Here is a 19553-nt window from a genome sequence, read left to right as displayed (position 1 = left end):
GTGACCAGGTTTAGGGGGGGGGGCTGGTCACCCTCAGTTGGCCCCGGCGGATGCGGGTGCCGCGGTGTCCTTCGCCTGCGCATGACCGGTGCCGGGCATGGGCTGGCCGTTCCAGCCGCCTCCCAGCGCCTTGAACAGGGTCAGGCGGTTGGCCTGCCGCGAAAGCAGGACGGACACCAGATTCTGTCGGGCAGCGGCGTGGGAGCGCTGCGCGTCGAGCTTGGCGAGGTAGCCGTCCACGCCGCGCTCATACCGCCGGGTGGACAGTTCGTAGGCCGTGCCTGTGGCCCGCACCAGCGATGCCTGGGCCTCGGCCTGGGTTGTCAGCGACGTGCCCTGCGCCAGCGCGTCGGACACTTCCTTGAAGGCCGTCTGCACGGTCTTTTCGTACTGCGCCACCTGGATGTCCCGTTCCGCCTCGGCAGATTCCACCCCGGCGCGAATGGCCCCGGCATGGAAAATGGGCAGGGTGGCCTGCGGCACGAAGCTCCAGGTGCGGGAGCCCGCGCGGAACAGGTCGTTCATCTCGGTGCTGGCGTTGCCGTAGCTGGCGGTCAGCCCGATGCGCGGGAAGTATTCCGCCCGCGCCGCGCCGATGTTGGCGTTGGCCGCCTTCAGGGTATGCTCCGCCGCCACCACGTCGGGCCTGCGGGTCAGCACCTCCGACGGCAACCCGGCGGGCACCTCGGCCAGCGGGGCCACGTCGGCCAGTGTGCGGGCCGGGGTCATGTCCGGCGTCAGGGGCCCGCCCACCAGCAGGGCCAGGGTGTTCTCGTCCGCCGTCACCGTGGCTTCGGCGGCGGCCACGTTCACGCGGGCGGTATCCACCGTGGTCTGCGCCTGGGCCACGTCCAGTTCCCCGGCGATGCCCTTGTCGTACCGGTTCTTCACCACCGCGAACGAGGCGCGTTCCGTCTCCAGTATCTCGCGGGCAAGATCCAGCTTTTCGCGGTCGGCGGCCAGGGTCAGGTAAGCCTGCCCCACCTCGGCCACCAGGGTCAGCTGCACGCTGCGGGCGGCGGCATCGGTGGACAGGTACTGCTCCAGGGCCTGTTCCTTCAGGCTGCGCACGCGCCCGAACAGGTCCAGTTCGAACGAACTGAAGCCCACGCCTACGCTGTACGTGTGCGAGGTATACGCATCGCCTGTGCTGGACAGCGGGGCCGAAGTGCGGCCCATGTCCGCCCCGCCGCTGGCGTCGATGTGCGGAAACAGGTCGGCCCGGGCGATGGCGTGCTGGGCACGCGCCTTCTCTATTTGCAGCACGGCCACGCGCAGGTCGCGGTTGTTGGCAAGGGCCAGCTCGATCAGCCCGGCCATGGGGGGGTCCGCCACCACCTGCCGCCAGTCCTGAGGAATGGTTTGGGGAATGGCGGCTGCGGCAGCGGTTTGCCCCGCCGCGCCGCCCGCGTTCCAGGCGGCGGGCAGGTCCGGCGCGGGCCGGTGGTATTCGGGTATCAGCGAGCAGCCGACCAGCGGCATGACGGTCAGGGCGACCAGCGTCGCCGCTGCCGCCAGCCGTGCGGCCTTGAGCATGCATGTGGTGCGGATCATCGCGTCACCTCACCGGGGGTTCCGGCAGGTTTGTCGTTGGAAGGCAGGGCGGCGGTTCCGGAATCCGGGTTGCCCGGCCCGGCGGCCTTTCGCCCGCGTGTGGCGAGTTTGTAGACCATCACGAAGAACACCGGCACGAAGTACACCGCCAGCACCGTGCCCGAAAGCATGCCCCCGATGACCCCGGTGCCGATGGCCCGCTGGCTGCCGGACCCCGCGCCCGTGCTGATGGCCATGGGCAGCACCCCCAGCACGAAGGCCAGCGAGGTCATCAGGATGGGCCGCAGCCGCAGACGCGCGGCTTCCACCGTGGCCTCCAGCAGGGGCTTGCCCTCCTTCACCAGGTGCATGGCGAATTCCACGATGAGGATGGCGTTCTTGGCCGCAAGGCCGATGGTGGTCAACAGGCCCACCTGAAAGAACACGTCGTTGTTCATGCCCCGGCCAAGGGTGGCGACCAGCGCCCCGATAATGCCCAGCGGCACCACCAGGATCACCGCCGTGGGCACGGACCACGACTCGTACAGCGCGGCCAGGCACAAAAACACCACCAGGATGGAGATGGCGTACAGCGCCGGGGCCTGCGAGCCGCTCATGCGTTCCTGATAGGACAGGCCGGTCCACTCTATGCCCACGCCTGCGGGCAGTTTGGACGCCATTTCCTCGATGGCCTGCATGGCGTCGCCGGTGCTGCGGCCCGGAGCGGCGGAACCCAGCAGTTCCACTGCGGGCAGCCCGTTATAGCGTTCAAGCCGCGGCGAACCGTAGGTCCAGCGGCTGGACGCAAAGGCAGAGAACGGCACCATGTTGCCCTGGGAATTGCGCACATGCCACGCGTTGATGTCTTCAGGCATCATGCGGTACGGGGCGTCACCCTGCAGGTAGACCTTCTTCACGCGGCCGCGGTCGATGAAGTCGTTGACGTAGGTGCCCCCCAGGGCCGTGGACAGCGCGCTGTTCACCACATCCATGGTCAGCCCGTGCGCGCCCGCCTTGGCCTGGTCGATGTCTATCTGGAACTGCGGCGTGTCTTCCATGCCGTTGGGCCGCAGCACGGCGATGGCCGGGTTCTGCGCGGCCATGCCCAGCAACTGGTTGCGGGCCTGAATCAGCGCCTCGTGGCCGATGCCCGCCCGGTCCTGCAGGAACAGGTTGAAGCCGGAGGCATTGCCCAGTTCCGTCACCGCCGGAGGCGTGAAGGCGTAGATGATGGCGTTCTTGACGCGCGAGAAGGCACCCATGGCACGACCGGCCACCGCGGCGGCGCTCATGCCCGCGCCCTTGCGCTCGTCCCACGGCTTCAGCTGCACGAAGGCAAGGCCCGCGTTCTGACCGCGCCCGGCAAAGCTGAAGCCCGCTACGGTGAACAGCGAATTCACCGCGTCCTTTTCTTCCACCAGATAGTGGTGTTCCACCTCGCGCAGCACCTCAAGGGTGCGCTCCTGCGGTGCCCCGGTGGGCAACTGCACCAGACTGAAGATGGTGCCCTGGTCTTCTTCCGGCAGGAAGGACGTGGGCAGGCGCAGGAACATGAAGCCCACCCCGGCAAGCAGGACGACGTAGATGCACATCATCCGTCCCACACGCCCGGCCACCCCGTAAACCTGATTGCGGTACCCCCGGCTGGTGCGGTCGAACATGCGGTTGAACCAGCCGAAGAACCCGCGCTGCGCCTGATGCTCGTGCTTGTGCATTGGCTTGAGGAAGGTGGCGCACAGGGCCGGGGTGAGCACGAGGGCCACGACGACCGACAGGGCCATGGCCGACACGATGGTGAGCGAGAACTGGCGGTAGATGACCCCCGACGACCCCTTGATGAAGGCCATGGGGATGAACACCGCCGAAAGCACCAGCGCGATGCCTACCAGCGCCCCGGTGATCTCGCCCATGGACTTGCGGGTGGCCTCCTTGGGCGCCAGGCCCTCCTCGGTCATGATGCGTTCCACGTTTTCGACCACCACGATGGCATCATCCACCAGAAGGCCGATGGCCAGCACCACCCCGAACATGGTCAGCATGTTGATGGAAAACCCGAAGGCCGCCAGCGCACCGAAGGTACCCAGCAGCACCACGGGCACGGCGATGGTGGGAATGATGGTGGCCCGCATGTTCTGCAGGAACAGGTACATGACCAGAAACACCAGCACGATGGCCTCGGCCAGCGTCTTGATCACCTCTTCGATGCTGACCCGCACGAAGGGAGTGGTGTCGTACGGGAACACGCAGCGGATGCCCTGGGGGAGGTTCCTGGACAGTTCCTCCATGGTGGCGCGCACGCGCTTCACCGTGTCCAGGGCGTTGGCCCCGGTGGCCAGCTTGATGGCGATGCCGGTAGAGGGCTTGCCGTTGAAGCGCGAGACGGTATCGTAGCTTTCGCTGCCCAGTTCCACGCGCGCCACGTCGGACAAGCGCACCGTGGAACCGTCCTGGTTCACCCGCAGCACGATGTTCTCGAACTGCTCGCGGCTTTGCAGCAGGGACTGCGACAGGATGGTGAAGCTCATGCCCTGCCCCGGCACTGCCGGGGTGCCGCCGATCTGGCCCACGGACAACTGGGCGTTCTGGGCGGTGATGGCGGAACTGACGTCCGCCGGGATCATCTTGTAGTTCAGCAGCTTGTGTGGGTCGAGCCACACGCGCATGGCGTACTGGGCGCCGAACAGCATGGTTTCGCCCACGCCGTCCACACGGCTGATGGGGTCCAGCAGGTAGGTGGCGGCATAGTCGCTAAGGTCGCGCCCGGTCATGGACGGATCGTCCGAGGCCAGCGCGATGATCATCAGGAAACTGGAGGTGCTCTTGTTCACCGTGATGCCCTGGCGCTGCACGGCTTCCGGCAGCAGGGGCGTGGCCAGCGAGAGCTTGTTCTGCACCTGCACCTGCGCGATGTCGGGGTTGGTGTCCGCATCGAAGGTCAGGGTGATGGAGGTCTGGCCCGTGGCGTCGCTGGTGGAGGCCATGTAGCGCAGGCTGTCGATGCCCTTCATCTTCTGCTCGATGACCTGGGTGACGGTGTCCTCCATGGTCTTGGCGGAAGCGCCGGGATACGATGCGCTGATGGTCACCGACGTGGGGGCGATTTTCGGATACTGCGAAATGGGCAGGCTCAATATCGACAAGGCCCCCGCCAGCATGATGATGATGGCGATGACCCAGGCGAAGACCGGGCGGTCGATGAAGAATCTGGACATGGTGTTCGCTCCCCGCGCCTACTGGCGCGCGGCCGGGGTGGCCGCCGTACCTGCGGCCTGGGCGGGGGCCTGTCCTGTCGCGGGTGTCTGCCCAGACGTGGCGGACGCGGCAGATGTGGCGGACGCGGCAGACTCGGCAGACTCGATGGCCCGCACCTTGCCGCCGGGCCGCACCTTTTGCAGGCCCTCCACTATCACCCGGTCACCTGCGGCAAGGCCGCCGCTGACCAGCCAATCGCTGCCAACCACGCGGTCCACGGTGATGGCGCGGCGCTCCACCATGTTTTCGACGGTGACCAGCAGCACCATGGGGTTGCCCTTGGAATCGCGGGCCACGGCGGCCTGCGGCACGAGGATGGCGCTTTCATCACGGCCTTCTTCCAGCACCGCGCGCACGTACAGTCCGGGCAAAAGATCACGCTTCGGGTTGGGGAACAGGGCGCGCAGGGTCACCACGCTGGTGTTCGGGTCTACGGTAATGTCCGAGAACTGCAACGCGCCCTCCAGCGGATAGGCGCTGCCGTCCTCGAACAGCAACTTCACCCTGGCGCCGTCGGTCCCGGCCTTGCGCAACCGCCCATCGGCAAGGGCGCGGCGCAGACGCAGCAACTCGCCGGTAGACTGGGTGACGTCCACGTACACAGGGTCGGTCTTCTGCACCGTGGCCAACGCATCGGCCTGATTGGCGGTGACCAGCGCACCGGGAGTCACGGAAGAGCGCCCGATGCGCCCGGAAATGGGCGCGACAACCCGGGTGTAGCCAAGGTTGATGCGCGCCGTTTCCAACGCGGCCCTGGCCGACGCCACTTCGGCCAGGTACTGCTTGTACGCGGCCTGGGCGTCGTCGTTGTCCTGACGGCTCACGCCGTCGGTCTGCACCAGGTCCGCGTACCGTTCGGCCTTGAGCCGGGCGGGTTCAACGGCGGCTTCGGCCTTGGCCAGCGCGGCCTTGGCGCTGTCGTGGGCAGCCTGATAGGTGGCGGGGTCGATCTGGTAAAGCACCTCGCCTTCCTTCACGTCCGCCCCTTCACGAAACAGCCGCTTCTGGATGATGCCGCCGACCTGCGGGCGGACCTCGGAAACCAGCAGGGCCGCAGTGCGACCCGGCAGGACGGTGGAAAGCGTCACCGGTCGGGGGGTGACGGTGATCACCGTGACTTCCGGCTCCGGGGCGGGACCGGCGGCGGGCCGGTCCTGGCCGCAACCGGCAAGCGCCGCCGCAAGCACGGCAAAAAGAACGACGAGTGCGTGTCTCATTGTGTTGCGCATGGATTTTCCTGAACCTTTCATGAAACTTCTGGATGTTGCTCCCGCATGGGGGAGGGGGCGTGACCGGGCAGAGCAAGGGCAAGACGTTCCATGCCGCCCAGAGAGAACTCGACGATGAAGTCCGCCATGGCTTCGACGTTGCTGGGCTTCAGCACCATGTCGGGTGAAATGAGACGGATGACTTCTCCGGCGTGGGCGTGCAGCACGCATTGCCCCACGATGCTCCCGGCGCAACGCGACACCGTCTGCCTGTCGCCGCCGGGCAGAAGCTGTCGTACGATGTCCAGCAACATGGCGTGCGCGGGACCGCAGCAGCCTTCAATGACCGTTTGCAGGCACCGCGACGAGGACTGCACGAATTCCTGCGACAGCAGTTTGCCAAGGCGCACCGACACCGCATCGCCGTCGCTGGCGAACTGGGCCAGCATGCTGCGCACATAGGCCCGCAGTCGCCCGCGCGGAGAAGTGAGGCTGCTCACGCCCGCATCGCGCGGATTGCGCCGCAGCTTCTGCTCCAGGTGGTCCCGCAGCACGGCCACGTACAGGTTTTCCTTGCTGCCGAAGTGGTAGTTCACCGCCGCGATGTTGGCCCTCGCCAGCGTGCTGATCTTGCGGATGGTGGCGCGCTTCAGTCCGTCGGACGCAAAGACCACCCTGGCCGCGCGCAGCAATCGGGTGCGGGTTTCGGTATCCTGCACATCGCACATGCTTTTACCACCTTACGAGGCTACCACGCGGGATTGTCGTACCGAGAGTATCCATCCAAAAAATCATCACACCCCGCTTCGGAGTGTGATCGAAACCGGCCCCGGTCTGGGCCGGGACCGCATGCCGCCAGTTGCCCGCATGCCCTGAATCGGGCACCCGCAACCGGCGGCCTTTATGGATTCCGTCGAGCGGGCGACACACGCATGTCCCGAAGCCAAATCCTTTTGTTCCGCGGTGATGCCTTGCGGAAACTGCTTGCGAAGGATTCGTGCTTGCGTTTCTCGCCTCGTTCCCTATATTTTAATGACCGTACAGTACGGTTTGGAAACGTGACTGTCAACTCCCCCCATGTCGGGTTATGTTGTGATAACTTCATCGACTCAGGAGACGCATATGGCGCTAGGCCGCCCCCCCCGGGACCGCAGGTCCGAAATTCTCGAAATCGCCGGACCGCTGTTTCTCGAACACGGCTACCAGGGCACGTCCATGTCGCGCATTGCAAGTGCCCTTGGCGGCTCAAAGGGCACCTTGTACGCCTATTTCGGCAGCAAGGAAGCCCTGTTCGAAGCCTACATGGAAGACCGGGTGCGCGTGCGCGGCGCCGCCGTGTTCGACCTGCCCCCCCACGCCGACGATCTGGGCGAAGTGCTGCGCCTGCTGGGCACACGGTACATCAACCTGATCACCGACCAGGAGCCGCAGGCCGTGTTGCGCCTGCTGTACCACGAGGCACCGCGCTTTCCGGAGATCGGACGCATCTTTTATGAAACATGCCTTCTGCGCGGCAGGCGACTGCTGGCGGCGTACCTCACCCGCGCGGACGCGCTGGGCGTGCTGCGCATCCCCGATGCCGAGGTGGCCGCCGAGCATTTTCTGGCCCTGTGTCAGTCCACCGTGCAGATGCCGGTGATGCTCTGCGTGAAGACCGAGGTGAGTGACGCAGAGGCCCGAAACGCCGTGGAGGCTGCCGTCACCGTCTTTCTTGCCGCTTACGCGGCGTAGCGATTGCCCGCACAGCGCAAACGCCGCTGGCGCGGCATTCCGGCATGGCGAAATGCAACGGGCCGCCCGCATCGCGCGGGCGGCCCGTATGTTTTGCCTGTATTTGCCGAAAGCAGCGAAAGCCACCGCGTTTAGGCCATGCCCCTACCCCATGCGCAAGGGCCGCATGGCCAGCAGCGTCCGGCGGCTGAACGGACCGATACGGTCCGGTCCGCTCCCCGCGTCGGCCACCATGTGATGGTGGTAGTGGCTGGGGTGCACTTCGCACAGGTACAGCACCCGGACCAGGTCGGAATCGGCCAGCAGGGCCGCCGGGGATGTCTTCTGCACCTCGGCCAGCCGCGCGCGGGCAATGGCCAGCATCTCGTCGCGGTCGCCGAAGTGCATGGTGAACGTGGGGCAGGTCTTCACGCAGGCGGGCAGCATGCCCGCGCGCACCCTGTCGATGCACATGTTGCACTTGGTGAGCAGGCCCGTGGACTCCTCCTTGCGGGGGATGTCGTAGGGGCAAGCCTCGCGGATGGTCTGGTAGTCCAGATCCTTCGTCTTTTCCGTGTAGATCACCGCGCCGGTTGCCTCGTCCTGGATGATGGCATCGGGGATGAAGGCATCGGCCATCATCTTGCACGGGGGTTCCAGGCAGTGGCGGCACTGTTCGGGAAAGAACACCCACTTCAGCTTTCCGTCCACTTCCACCTCGTTGAAGCGCACCAGCTTGAAGGTGTGCCCGTTGAGGTCCGGCGGGTTCTGGTAGCTGCCGGTGTTCACCGTTTCGTCGGCGGCCAGCTTCTTCCACTGCTTGCACGCGGCCTGACAGCCACGGCAAGCGGTGCAGCGGGTCTGGTCGATGAAGAAGGTCTTGCCCTTGTTCTCGCTCATGACTCACCTACCCTTGCTTTCCGGGCTGTGCCTTGCGCACGTTGACCATGAATACCTTCGTTTCAGGTATCCCGGTATTGGGATCACCCACCGAAGGCGACAGCAGGTTGGCCGAGTCGAACGTGGCGTTCTTCTTCTGGCCCCAGCCGAACTGCCAGGGAATGCCCACCTGATGCACCGTTTCGCCCATGACGGTGAACGGCTTCAGGCGCGGGGTGACGATGGCCACCACCTGCACCTTGCCGCGCACCGATTCCAGCACCACCTGCTCGCCGTTCTTCACGCCCAGTTCTGCCGCCAGTTCACGGCTCATCTCGCAGAAACCGTCGGGCTGCATTTCCTTCAGCCATGCGGTCTTGCGGGTCATGGTGCCGGACTGCCACTGCTCGGTCACCCGATAGGTGGTGCACACATAGGGGAAGCGCGGGTCGCGCACGGCCTTTTCCTCGTGCGCGAAGTGCAGGGCCGTGGGGTTGACCCGTTGCGGCGACAGGGGGTTGCCCGCCAGCGGGCTTTCGAAGGGTTCGTAATGTTCCGGCAGGGGACCGTCCACGCGCCCCGGACCGAACAGTTGGCCGCGCCCTTCGCGGATCATGATGAACGGCAGCTTCTCGCCGGGTTTCCACCCGCCGTCGGGCACGTCGCCCACCCACTTTTCGCCGGTCCAGGCGATGACCGCGCGCTTGGGGTCGAAGGGCTTGCCCGTCTGGTCCACCCCGGCGCGGTTGTACAGGATGCGCCGGTTGGCGGGCCAGGAATACGACCAGTTGGGGAACAGGCCGATGGCCGCCTGTTCCGGGGTCTGGGTGCGGTCGTGCCGGGCCATCATGTTGCCCTGTTCGGTGTAGCTGCCGGAGAACAACCAGCAGCCGCACGCGGTGGAGCCGTCGGCCTGCAACGCGGCAAAGCCGGGCACCTGTTGGCCTGCCTTCCACTCCTTGCCCGCGACGGTCACGTCCTTCATGAAGGTGCCGTTGAGCCGTTTGGCCAGCGCGCTGGCGTCGTACACGCCATCCTTCAGGTACGCGGTATCCAGGTTCAGGATGGGTTGCGGGTGCTTGCCGCCCTCTGCCTTGTACAGCTTGCGCACTTCCTCGAACAGCCGGATGACGATGTCGCCGTCGCTCATGGAATCGCCCATGAACTTCGCGCTCTTTTCACGCCACTGCAGCCAGCGGCCGGAGTTGGCCACGGAGCCGTCCTTTTCCACGCTCATGCACGCGGGCAGAAAGAACACCTCGGTCTTCACGTCCTTGGGGTTGACGCCCGGGCCCTTCCAGAACAGCGAGGTCTCGTTCTCGAACAGGTTGACCACCACCATCCAGTCCAGGTTGGTCAGACCCTTGCGGTTCTTGCCCGCGTTGGCCCCGCCCGCGCAGGGGTTTTGCCCCCACACGAACGCGCCCTTGAAGCCGCCGTTGTACATGCGCTCGAACAGCGACAGCCAGGAGTATTCCACCACCTTGGTGTCGTCGATCTTGGGCAGCCAGGTGTACGCTTCCTTGTGGTCCGCCGTGGGGTACATGGCCTTCAGCAGGGATGCCGCGTACTTGTCCAGGTTGGACCACCAGTTGGCGCTTTGCGGATCGGCCGTGACCGGGGTGCCCGCCTTCACGTAGGCGTCGTAATCGGCCCAGATGGCGCGGGGAATGGGCAGGTAGCCGGGCAGGTTGTCGCACAAGAGGGCGATGTCGGTGGTGCCCTGCACGTTGGATTCGCCGCGCAGCGCATTCACCCCGCCGCCCGCGATGCCGATGTTGCCGAGCAGCATCTGGATCATGGACAGGGCGCGGATGTTCTGCACGCCCACGGTGTGCTGGCACTGACCCATGGCGTACAGGATGGTGCCCGCCTTGTCGGGCTTGCCGGTGGACGCAAAGGCATTCCACACCGCCAGCACCTTGTCTTCCGGCATGCCGGTGACGTTCACCACGGTCTTCAGGTCGTAGCGGGCATAGTGACGACGCATGACCTGCAACACGCAGCGCGGGTCCTTCAGGGTGGGATCCTTCAGGCTGACGCCCTTGTCGTCGGTGACGAAGGCCCACTTCTTGCGGTCGTAACTGGCCGTCTGCGGGTTGAAGCCGGAGAACAGGCCGTCCTTGAACTCGTAGTCCGGCCCCACAAGGTACGCGGCGTTGGTGTAGTCCACCACGTACTGCTTGAAATACAGCTCGTTGTCGAGAATGTGCCTGATCAGCCCGCCAAAGAACACCAGGTCCGTGCCCGAACGGATGGGCGCGTACAGGTCTGCCTTGGCCGAGGTGCGCGTGAAGCGCGGGTCCACGTGGATCAGCGTTGCCCCGCGCTGCTGGGCGCGGGTTACCCACTTGAACGAGATGGGATGGTTTTCCGCCGCGTTGCTGCCCATGATCAGCAACACGTCGCTGTTCTTGAGGTCGATCCAGTGATTCGTCATCGCGCCGCGTCCGTAGGACTCTGCCAGAGCCCCCACAGTGGAACTGTGTCAGATGCGGGCGTGGCTCTCCAGATACACCAGGCCGAGGGAGCGGTGCATGGCCTGCAGCAGCCAGCCCTCCTCGTTGTCGATGGCGGCGGACCCGACGGAGGCGATGGCGCGGGTGCGGTTGACCGGCTGGCCCTTGTCATTGACGGCCTCGAACGAGGCGTCGCGGGTGTCCTTGATCTTGCGGGCGATGCGCGGCAACGCCCAGTCCCACGACTTTTCCTCCCACTTGTCGCTGCCGGGGGCGCGGTACAGCACCTTGGTGATGCGCTGGCTCTGCTCCGTGGTCTGCCAGATGGACGACCCCTTGGGACACAGGGTGCCTTCGTTGGTGGGGTGGTCCGGATTGCCTTCGATGTTGATGGTGCGCCCGGTGGCGGGGTCGGTCCAGACCAGCAGACCACAGCCCACGGCACAATAGCAGCAGACGGAAGTGGTCAGGGTGGCCTTGTCGATGGCCAGCCCTTCGGCGTGTACCGCAACCGGGGCAAGACTGATGCCCAGCCCGCCGAATGCGGTGACCACGGCGCCCGATGCAGCGAGCTTGATGAAGCTGCGTCGGTTCATTTTCATGGCGTGCCTCCTGAAAAGGATGCGGGTTGCGCGCAAAAGGTGCGCGCCGGGCGCAGGCGGGAAACGGCATGCCGCCTCGCAAAAGCTGACGCCCGACATCTCCTGCATACCACACCGCGAGGATATGGGAAGGCCTTTTTCTTCACGTTATCAGCTATATATGTCTATCCTGACAGAATGGCACGCAAGCCCCCGGAAACAGACGGGGCGCGCGGTGTGTTCCGCGCGCCCCGGTGGCATCAATGGAATTGCAGGCAAGCCGTTACGGCCTGCCTGCACGCATCATTTCAGCTTGTGGCAGTCCCGGCACTCCACCGGCCCCGCCGCCTTGCCCGCCGCCAGCAGCCTGGCGTGGCAGGCGTTGCAGCTGGGCCCGTCGCCGTGGAAGGCGTTGCGGAAGTAGCGCGGGTTCTCCCGGTCCTTGGGGGTGCCGGTTTCGGCGTCCACCACCACGTCATGGCAGTCCTTGCTGGCGCACTTCATGGGGCCGCCGTCCACGTAGCCCTTGTGGTGGCAGGTCCCGCAATCCACGGTGGGGGTATGCGCCTCGTGCGGGAAGGGCACGCGCGGCTTGCCCAGCTTTGCCCCCTGCGGCACGGTGACGGTGACCGCCTTGCGCTCCACCAGCGGGTGGTGCACCGAGAATTCCGGCGTCTCGCCGTGGCAGACGGAGCAGTTGCCGGAAGCGCCCATGGCGCGGGCATACTGCTGATACTGCATGGGGGGGATGTTGTCGCGGTCGCGCCCCAGCGGGTTGCGCGCCGGGTACACCGCGTGCGGCGCGCCGTGACAGGCCGGGCAGCGCAGCATGGTGGTGTCGTCGGTGCGTTCCGCGTACAGCCCGGCGGCGTCGGCGGTCCACTTGTTGAAGGCGCTGGCGGTGGCCGACTTGGGCTTTTCCGCAAAGTCGTGGCAGCCAGCACAATCGGGCAGGTTCACCCACGGGGTGCGCGGGGCGATGTCTTTCGCGTCCTTGACAGCCACGGGGGTGATGGCCGCCATCAGCCGTTCGGCGGCGGGGTTGCCCGCCTCCTGCTCCTTGCGCAGCAGGGACAGGGCATGGTCTTCCATGGCCCCGTGGCAACGGGTGCAGTCCAGACCCTTGGTCACGTGGTAGTCGCGCCAGAAACGGGTGGCCCCGTCGGGCGCGGAAGGATGGCAGGAATTGCAGGCATCCGCGCCGCGCCCGGCCATGTAGGCGGCATGCCAGCCGTGGATGGCGGCGGACATGGCAGGGGGCATGGGCTTGCCGGAAGGCGTTGCGCCCGCTTTGGCTGCGTCGGCCTTGTCCGGCGGTTCATGGCAACTGCGGCAGACCACGGTGGTGCCGGACCTGGCCCGTCTGGCCAGATCCGTGCCGTTGATGCGGTCGTGCACTTCCAGCACGTCGGCGGCGGTGGCCGGGGAAATGCCCGCCACGCCGCCCACCTTCCATTCACCGCCGTGACAGTTGCGGCAGCCCATCTCGGTGGACACCGGCAGCACGCAGCGGGTGACGGCCAGCAACGCGCCGATGGCGTCGCGCGCCTCCACGGTTACCGTGGGGTACGGGTTGAACCCGTCCTTTCCACCGGCACCAGTATACGGCAGCACGGGAATGCCCGTGGCCTCGTACAGGGTGGTGCCTTCCACCAGCTTAAATTCACCGGAAAGTTGCGGGATTTTCGCCTGCGTGGCGGCATCGGCAGGCTTCGCGGCAGGCGTGGTGGCGGCCTGCCCGGCGGGGGTGAGCGACGAATCGGCCACGGCGGCGGGCCGCGCGACCGAAGGTTTGGCCTCGCCGTCCAGCCGCCAGGTCAGGGTCGCGCCCTCGGTCACCGCCTGCGGTCCAGGGCCGCGATGCACCAGTTGCGCCCGCAGGGTTGATCCGGGAGGCAGCAGGGTCCACGCGGGCTCCGCGTCGGTGACGTGCTGCATGCCCTGTCTGCTCCACGCCACCAGCACATACGCGTCCTTGCCGGGGTCGAACGGGGGCACGTCGGTAACCAGTTGCCCGTAACCGGTGCCAGCCCCTGCCCCAGCCCCTGCCTGAGGAGCCGTGGCGGTCTGGCCGGAAGCGGTCTGGCCCGTCACCGCCGGTTTGGCGGCGGGCCGCATGGACGGCGCGAACAGTTGCGCGCCCAGAAAGCCCACCGCGAACACGGCCACCACGATCAGCCACACGCGGAACAGGTTCTCGGTCATGCGGGTGTCGGTCTTGTTCATCGTCGCATCTCCCTGCGTCGTTGCTGCCGAAAAATCACAAAGGCGTTCGTCGGATGTGTCAGGCGGGGTTACCGCCCCGTCCGCCGCTCCACCTCATGGGCGATGTACACGGCCAGCGCGTGGCGCTCCGCCGGGGTGCCGCAGAAGGGCGGCATGTAGGGCAGCAGCTTGCCCTGCCCGGCCAGTTGCGCCTCCATCCCGGCCACGCCGCGCTTGGCCGCGCGCGGCGCCATGTCCAGCATGGGGTTGCCCATGCCGTGGCAGCTGGAACACTGCTGCGCCCACAGGAACCGCCCCACGTCCAGGCGGTTGTCGTCGGTCACCTGGCGCGTGCCCGCCCAGGCGGTGAGCGACAGCGCGCCGTCGCGCTGCATGCGCTCCACGTCCGCCGCGCGGATGCCGTTGGAATACATGTAGCCGTGGATGACCCATGGCCGCCGCCCCGTCTCGCGCATCCACTCGAAGGTGCCCACCTGGGCAAGGCCCAGCAACAGCACCACACCCGCCAGCACGGCCCGCGCCTGGCCGCTGGCCTTCACGAAAAAGGCCAGCCCGCCCAGGAACAGCAGCGGCGTGACCACTGGCCAGGCCAGGGCGAAGGGCCGGATGTCGTCGGTGCGGCGCAGGATCATGGCCTGCTGGTCAGGGGGAAGTGCGGTGAAATACCATGCCGCGCCCAAGAGCAGCCCGATGAACGGCAGGCACACCCATTTGGCCGACCAGCGCACCATGGCCTCGCGCGTTGCCGGGCCGGGTATGCGCAGGGCGGTGATCATGGCGAACAGGCCCGCCAGCAGCAGGCACAGGGCAAAGCGGAACACCAGCGCGGGCCAGAAGGTGGGGTTGAAGAACCCGTCCCAGAAATTGCCGGTGCGCAGCCATTCGCCGGGGGTGAGCATGAACCCGATGATGCCGTTGATCATGAACAGCGACAGGAAGGCGAACAGCGCGTACAGCCAGCCCGCCGCCATGTGATCCTTTTTGCTCATGCGGCCCGAGATGCAACGCTGGAAGGTGTAGTAGTACACCAGCAGGGCCATGATCTCGCCCAGAAAGAACACCCACTCCGTGGCCCAGCCGTACAGGAACAGGTGCACCAGCTGTGATGTGGCCGCCGGGCTGACCAGCGAGATGATCAGCCAGATGCCCACCCCGGTCACGCCGCCGAAAACCATGGTCAGCAGCACGAAGAACCGGCTGTGCCGCTTCACCCACTGCAATATCTCGTTGCTGCCTTCCGCGTGGCCCTTGCGCTCGGCCATGACCAGAAAGAATCCGCCCCCCACGGCGAACTGGGCCACGAATACATGAATGACGGAAATAAGCGCGATGAGCAGGCCGCCGTTCACCGGCAGTTGCCAGACCGGGTACTGCATGGCCTACGCCTCCTTCCCGCTGCGGCGGGCGATGACCACCAGCCACCACACGGCGGCGACGCCGGCCACCAGCGACACCACGAACAGCGCCGCCGCGCCGTCCTGTCCGACCATTGGCGGTAGCACGGGAGTGGCCGCCGCCTGGGCCATGGAGGCATTCAGGTGCGGGGCCAGCCAGGCGTCGCGCAGCACGGCGCGCATGGACGCCATCAGGAATATGACGCCCGTCGTGGCCCCGGCGGCCAGCCACACCCGGCGTTGCCGGGCGGCGACCAGGGCCAGCACGGTGCCCGCCAGCCCCAGCGCGAAGGCGCCGGTGGCCAGCCCGTGCCCGCCCATGAAAAGTTTCGTCAGATGGCCGGGCAGGCTGAGCAGAAACCACGCGCCCAGCACGAACTGGGCGTAGGTGGCGTGGGTGAACCATTTGAGGCCTTCGGTGATGCGCAGGTTCCAGTCCTGCGGCCCCTGCGGGCCGGATGCCACGGGACCGCCCGCCTTTTGCAGCAGTCGCGCGCGCCCGGCAATGAACAGTCCGCCCACGGCCACCGCGCCCACCACCATGTGCAGGTAACGCGGCACCAGCGAAGGTTCGCCCCAGTTCAGCAGGGTGCCGCCCGGCGAGGCGGCGTAGCCGGTCCAGCGGGCCGGGTCCAGCATCAGGGTGGCGTTGTTGGTGAGCACGAAGGCGTTGACCAGCAGCAGCGCCACGCTGATGCCCGCCACCAGGGTGCGGCGCGGGCCAAGCACGGCATGCCCCAGGCCATACAGGTAGAAGCCGTAGTAGGCCATCATCACGAAGCCCACGATCCCCAGCCACCACGTGGCCATCAGGATGGAACTGGGGTAGATGAACTGCCCGTACAGCACCTGCAGAAACAGCAGCGGCGGCACCCCGAAGTTCACGGCCAGGGCCATGGCGCGCGGCACCCAGGCCGCCGTTTCGCGGATGTCCACGTTGATCTGGTCATTGGGGGCAAATGGCGTGCGCAGCGAGCGGAACAGGGTGATCACCGCCGTGCCCAGCACCACGTTCATGAACAGCAGGTGCACCACGAAGGTGAGCAGCAGAAGCGCCTGGAACCATCCCCACGGCCCCGGTATGGGGTCGGGCACGGGCACCAGCGCGGCGGGCGGCAAAGCCGGGGTCATGCCGGTTTCCTCCTGGATTCGCCAACCATGGCTTGTGCGGTTCTTCCGGTCGTGCCGGGCGAGCGGGGCCGGAACGGTCCTTGCGCTCATGCCGGGCACGCATTGCTCGCAACGCGTGCCCGATGGGGGCTATGGTTGACGTGAATACCTGCATTCTCGCCCAATTTCCCTAACCGGGCAAGTGGTTCCGTAGAATAATCAGAACCGCGGGCGGAAAGCGCCGCCAGCGCATCCGGCCACGTTGAACAACAAGCCGGGGCGGCGTATAGGGTGAAGTCCGGTTCACGTCCGGCTCATGCACGGTTTCTGTCCGGCCCCGCCGGGCACCCGTCGGCCCCTTACCGGGCACCGCGAACAGCAACTCCACAGGATGCAGACCCCCATGCTTCATGTCGCCCTACATCACCCGGCCAACACCCCGCCATCCCGCGCGTTCACCAGCCACCGCCGCCCGCACCTGCCGCGCGTCCTGCTGTTCGCCCTGCCGGTCACGGCCCTGCTGGTCATGGCCCTGCTGGTCGGCCTTGCCCCCCTCGGCCCCGGCCTGACCGCCGCAGGCACCGCACTGGCCGCGCAGAGCCCCTCCGCCGACGCCGCCCTGCCGGGCGACACGCAGCAGGATGCACCGGACGGCTTGCAGTCCATGGACCTCATCTGGCAGACGCGCGCGCAGGAACTGACCGCCCTGGTGGAAGAAACCGACCGGCTGCGCAAGGCGCTGCCCGACATGGCCAGGGCGCTGGACATCCAGGTGTCCGCCGTGCAGCGTGACTATCAGCGACTGTTCGCCCTGTACCAGCTGAGCCGCAACCACCCCAGCGAAATGGCCGCCATCCGTCGGCAACTGGCAAGCGTGCAGCGCACCCTGCAAGGCCGGCTGGCCCCCATGGAAACCACCGACGCCGCCGTGCGCCAGCGCCTGGACGACTTCAACGCGCTGGACAAGGAATTGTCCGAGCACCTGGCCACGGAACGGTCCAGCGAACTTTCCAAGGATCTGTCCGCGTATCTCGCCAAGCTCACCGAGGGCCGCAAGAACCTGACGACCCTGCGCACCCGCCTGGCCCGCGCCCTGGACCCCGGCCACGCTGTTGACGCCAAGCTGACCCAGGCGCTGGAGCAGATCGACGCACAACTGCCCGCGCTGTGGCGCGTCTATTATCTGGTGGCCTCCAGTTCGCTGATGGACCTTTCGGTGTGGCAATCGCTGCCCGGCAACCTGGCCGCCTGGTCGGACACGACCGAGGTGCGCCTGGCCACGGAATTTCCGCAGACCCCCCGCGACTGGGGCGCGCTGCTGCTGCGCTTTGCCTTCCTGGTCGTGCCCCTGCTCCTGCTGGGCAGGCTGGCCCTGCGGCGTGGCTGCCGGTTGCCCGGCGGCTGGGCCGAAAGCTGCCGCAACGTGGCCGCCCGCAGCTGGCCGTGGATCGCCGTGGGCATCGCCCTGCACTTCGCCTCGTGGGCGCGCGGCGGCGAGGTGTACCGGGCCGTGGTGGTGCCCGCGCACCTCATGTTGCTGCTGGGCGAACTGACCCTGGTCTGGAGCCTGCGCTCTTCCGGTCTTGCCGGTGTGCCGCAACGTTCGCCCCTGTTGCTGCTGTTCGCCCCGGCGGCCATCGGCGTGCTGCTGCTGTTCCTGAATCCGCCCGCCGTGCTGCTGGCCCCGGTATGGGCGCTGTGCATGGTGGCGGTGCTGGCCGTGCGCGCACGGCGCGGCAGGCCCCGCGTGCTGCCCCTGCTGGAACGGGTGCTGCTGGCCTGCGAACCCGCGCTGTGCATTGTCTCGCTGCTGGCCGCCGTGCTCGGCTGGGCGCGGCTGGCCATCCCGTTCTTTCTGGTGGCGCTGGCCGTGGCCGTGGCCCTGCAACTGGGCGCGGTGCTGGTGGCCCTTGTGACCCTGCTGGCGGAACGCCTGCCGGAAAAGGGCATGCGCGCCCTGCTGCGCGGCCTGGTGCTGGGCCTTGGCGCACCCGCCATGTGGGTGATTGCCGCAGCCACCCTGCTGCCGTGGATGTCCGCCTTCCCCGGCGGGCCGTACATGATGCGCCAGGCGCTGGAACTGAACGTCAACGTGGGCTCGGTGTCGTTCAACTCGCTGCGGGTGCTGGGCCTGGTGCTGCTGTTCTACCTTACCCGCTCGGCCATCGCCGTGGGCACGTCCTTCCTCGACAACCTGCCCGCGCGCCTGCCCCGCGTGGAGCGCGGCGTGATCCCTCCGTTGCAGACCGGGCTGACCTATGCCCTGTGGGCGTTGTTCGGCCTGGTGGTGCTGAACGCCCTGGGCGTCAGCCTGACCAGCCTCACGGTCATCGCCGGTGGCCTCAGCGTGGGGCTGGGCTTCGGGTTGCAGACCATCTTCAACAACTTCTTCAGCGGGCTGATCCTCATTTTCGGGCGCTCGCTGCTGGAGGGCGACATCATCCAGATCGGCGAGACGTGGGGCACGGTGCGCAAGATCAGCATCCGTTCGACCACCGTCGAAACCTTCGACAACGCCGTGATCTTCGTGCCCAACTCGGAGCTCGTGTCCAACCGGCTCACCAACTGGACCCGCAACAGCATGCGCATGCGCCGCGACATCGCCGTGGGGGTGGCCTACGGCTCGGACATCGACAAGGTGACCGAACTGCTGATGCAGGCGGCGGACGAACACCCGCGGGTGATGCGCGATCCCGCCCCCAACGTGCTGTTCCAGGACTTCGGCCCCAGCAGCCTCGACTTCGTGCTGCGGGTTTGGGTGGACGACCTGAACCACGGCGTGTCCGCCGCATCCGACCTGCGCAGGACCATCGACCGCCTGTTCCGCGAGAACGCCATCGAGATATCCTTCCCGCAGTTGGACGTGCACGTGCGCGGCATGGAGGGGCTGCCCGCGCCAGCGGTGCCCCCGATATCCGCTGCCCCCTCGGCTCCCGCGCAACCGGCGGATGCGGGCGCGGCGGAAAACCCCGTCGCCCCCCGCGCCAGGGCTGGAAACGTCACGCCAGATGATGAGGACGGCGCTTCCCGCTCCGGGGCCTGACGCCTGCGGCGATTGCACGCATGCCGCGCCTGCGGCGGTTGGGCCACCGGCCAGCAACGCCGTATCTGGACGTAACAAAGCGCAAGAAATGCCATTTTTTCAAAAATGGCATTTCTTGCGCTCGTTTTTTTCGTTAATTGTCAAAACAAGCATCGCTC

11 protein-coding genes are annotated in these 19553 nt (G+C 66.8%); 2 read left to right on the top strand and 9 right to left on the bottom strand.

What is annotated here, in order from left to right; translation table 11 throughout:
- Nucleotides 1-33: 33 nt before the first annotated feature.
- Genes DESTE_RS13575 through DESTE_RS13560 form a run of 4 tightly spaced genes read right to left on the bottom strand, consistent with a single transcriptional unit; the run spans nucleotide 34 to nucleotide 6721 of the window.
- Nucleotides 34-1554, bottom strand: a complete 1521-nt coding sequence (locus DESTE_RS13575; protein ID WP_084559466.1) for an efflux transporter outer membrane subunit — start codon at nucleotides 1552-1554, stop codon at nucleotides 34-36.
- Nucleotides 1551-4745 carry an efflux RND transporter permease subunit gene (locus tag DESTE_RS13570; RefSeq protein ID WP_035068173.1) on the bottom strand — a complete coding sequence of 1065 codons (3195 nt, stop codon included), beginning with the start codon at nucleotides 4743-4745 and terminating at the stop codon, nucleotides 1551-1553. Before DESTE_RS13570 ends, DESTE_RS13575 begins: the two co-directional genes overlap by 4 nt.
- Nucleotides 4746-4763: 18 nt before the next feature.
- Nucleotides 4764-6014 (bottom strand): efflux RND transporter periplasmic adaptor subunit, encoded by a 1251-nt coding sequence (locus tag DESTE_RS13565; RefSeq protein WP_035068172.1) that lies wholly within the window; start codon nucleotides 6012-6014, stop codon nucleotides 4764-4766.
- A gap of 17 nt (nucleotides 6015-6031) precedes the next feature.
- Nucleotides 6032-6721 (bottom strand): TetR/AcrR family transcriptional regulator, encoded by a 690-nt coding sequence (locus DESTE_RS13560; protein ID WP_051384471.1) that lies wholly within the window; start codon nucleotides 6719-6721, stop codon nucleotides 6032-6034.
- A 394-nt stretch (nucleotides 6722-7115) separates the two neighbouring features.
- Between DESTE_RS13560 and DESTE_RS13555 the strand changes: the two genes are divergently transcribed.
- Nucleotides 7116-7724, top strand: a complete 609-nt coding sequence (locus DESTE_RS13555) for a TetR/AcrR family transcriptional regulator (protein ID WP_035068171.1) — start codon at nucleotides 7116-7118, stop codon at nucleotides 7722-7724.
- Between the two features lie 144 nt (nucleotides 7725-7868).
- Here the strand turns inward: DESTE_RS13555 and DESTE_RS13550 are convergent, their stop codons facing one another.
- The 5 genes from DESTE_RS13550 to DESTE_RS13525 form a co-directional block, all read right to left on the bottom strand.
- The gene (locus DESTE_RS13550; protein WP_035068170.1) at nucleotides 7869-8603 is read right to left on the bottom strand and encodes a 4Fe-4S dicluster domain-containing protein; all 735 of its coding nucleotides are present in this window, start codon (nucleotides 8601-8603) and stop codon (nucleotides 7869-7871) included.
- Nucleotides 8604-8610: 7 nt separating this feature from the next.
- Nucleotides 8611-11643: a formate dehydrogenase-N subunit alpha gene (fdnG, locus tag DESTE_RS13545; protein WP_156925365.1), complete on the bottom strand. Its 3033-nt coding sequence runs from the start codon at nucleotides 11641-11643 to the stop codon at nucleotides 8611-8613.
- A gap of 282 nt (nucleotides 11644-11925) precedes the next feature.
- Nucleotides 11926-13848 (bottom strand): cytochrome c3 family protein, encoded by a 1923-nt coding sequence (locus DESTE_RS13535; protein ID WP_035068167.1) that lies wholly within the window; start codon nucleotides 13846-13848, stop codon nucleotides 11926-11928.
- A gap of 68 nt (nucleotides 13849-13916) precedes the next feature.
- Nucleotides 13917-15224, bottom strand: a complete 1308-nt coding sequence (locus tag DESTE_RS13530; RefSeq protein ID WP_035068166.1) for a c-type cytochrome — start codon at nucleotides 15222-15224, stop codon at nucleotides 13917-13919.
- 3 nt (nucleotides 15225-15227) lie between these two features.
- Entirely contained in the window at nucleotides 15228-16373 is a 1146-nt protein-coding gene (locus tag DESTE_RS13525; RefSeq protein ID WP_051384470.1) for a hypothetical protein, read from the bottom strand.
- A gap of 382 nt (nucleotides 16374-16755) precedes the next feature.
- Here DESTE_RS13525 and DESTE_RS13520 point away from each other — a divergent pair, with 382 nt between their 5' ends.
- The gene (locus DESTE_RS13520) at nucleotides 16756-19395 is read left to right on the top strand and encodes a mechanosensitive ion channel family protein (RefSeq protein WP_245590850.1); all 2640 of its coding nucleotides are present in this window, start codon (nucleotides 16756-16758) and stop codon (nucleotides 19393-19395) included.
- Nucleotides 19396-19553: the final 158 nt, after the last annotated feature.

Origin of the sequence: Nitratidesulfovibrio termitidis HI1, assembly GCF_000504305.1 — a bacterium.
GTDB lineage: Bacteria > Desulfobacterota > Desulfovibrionia > Desulfovibrionales > Desulfovibrionaceae > Cupidesulfovibrio > Cupidesulfovibrio termitidis.
This window is presented reverse-complemented; position numbering and strand designations above follow the sequence as displayed.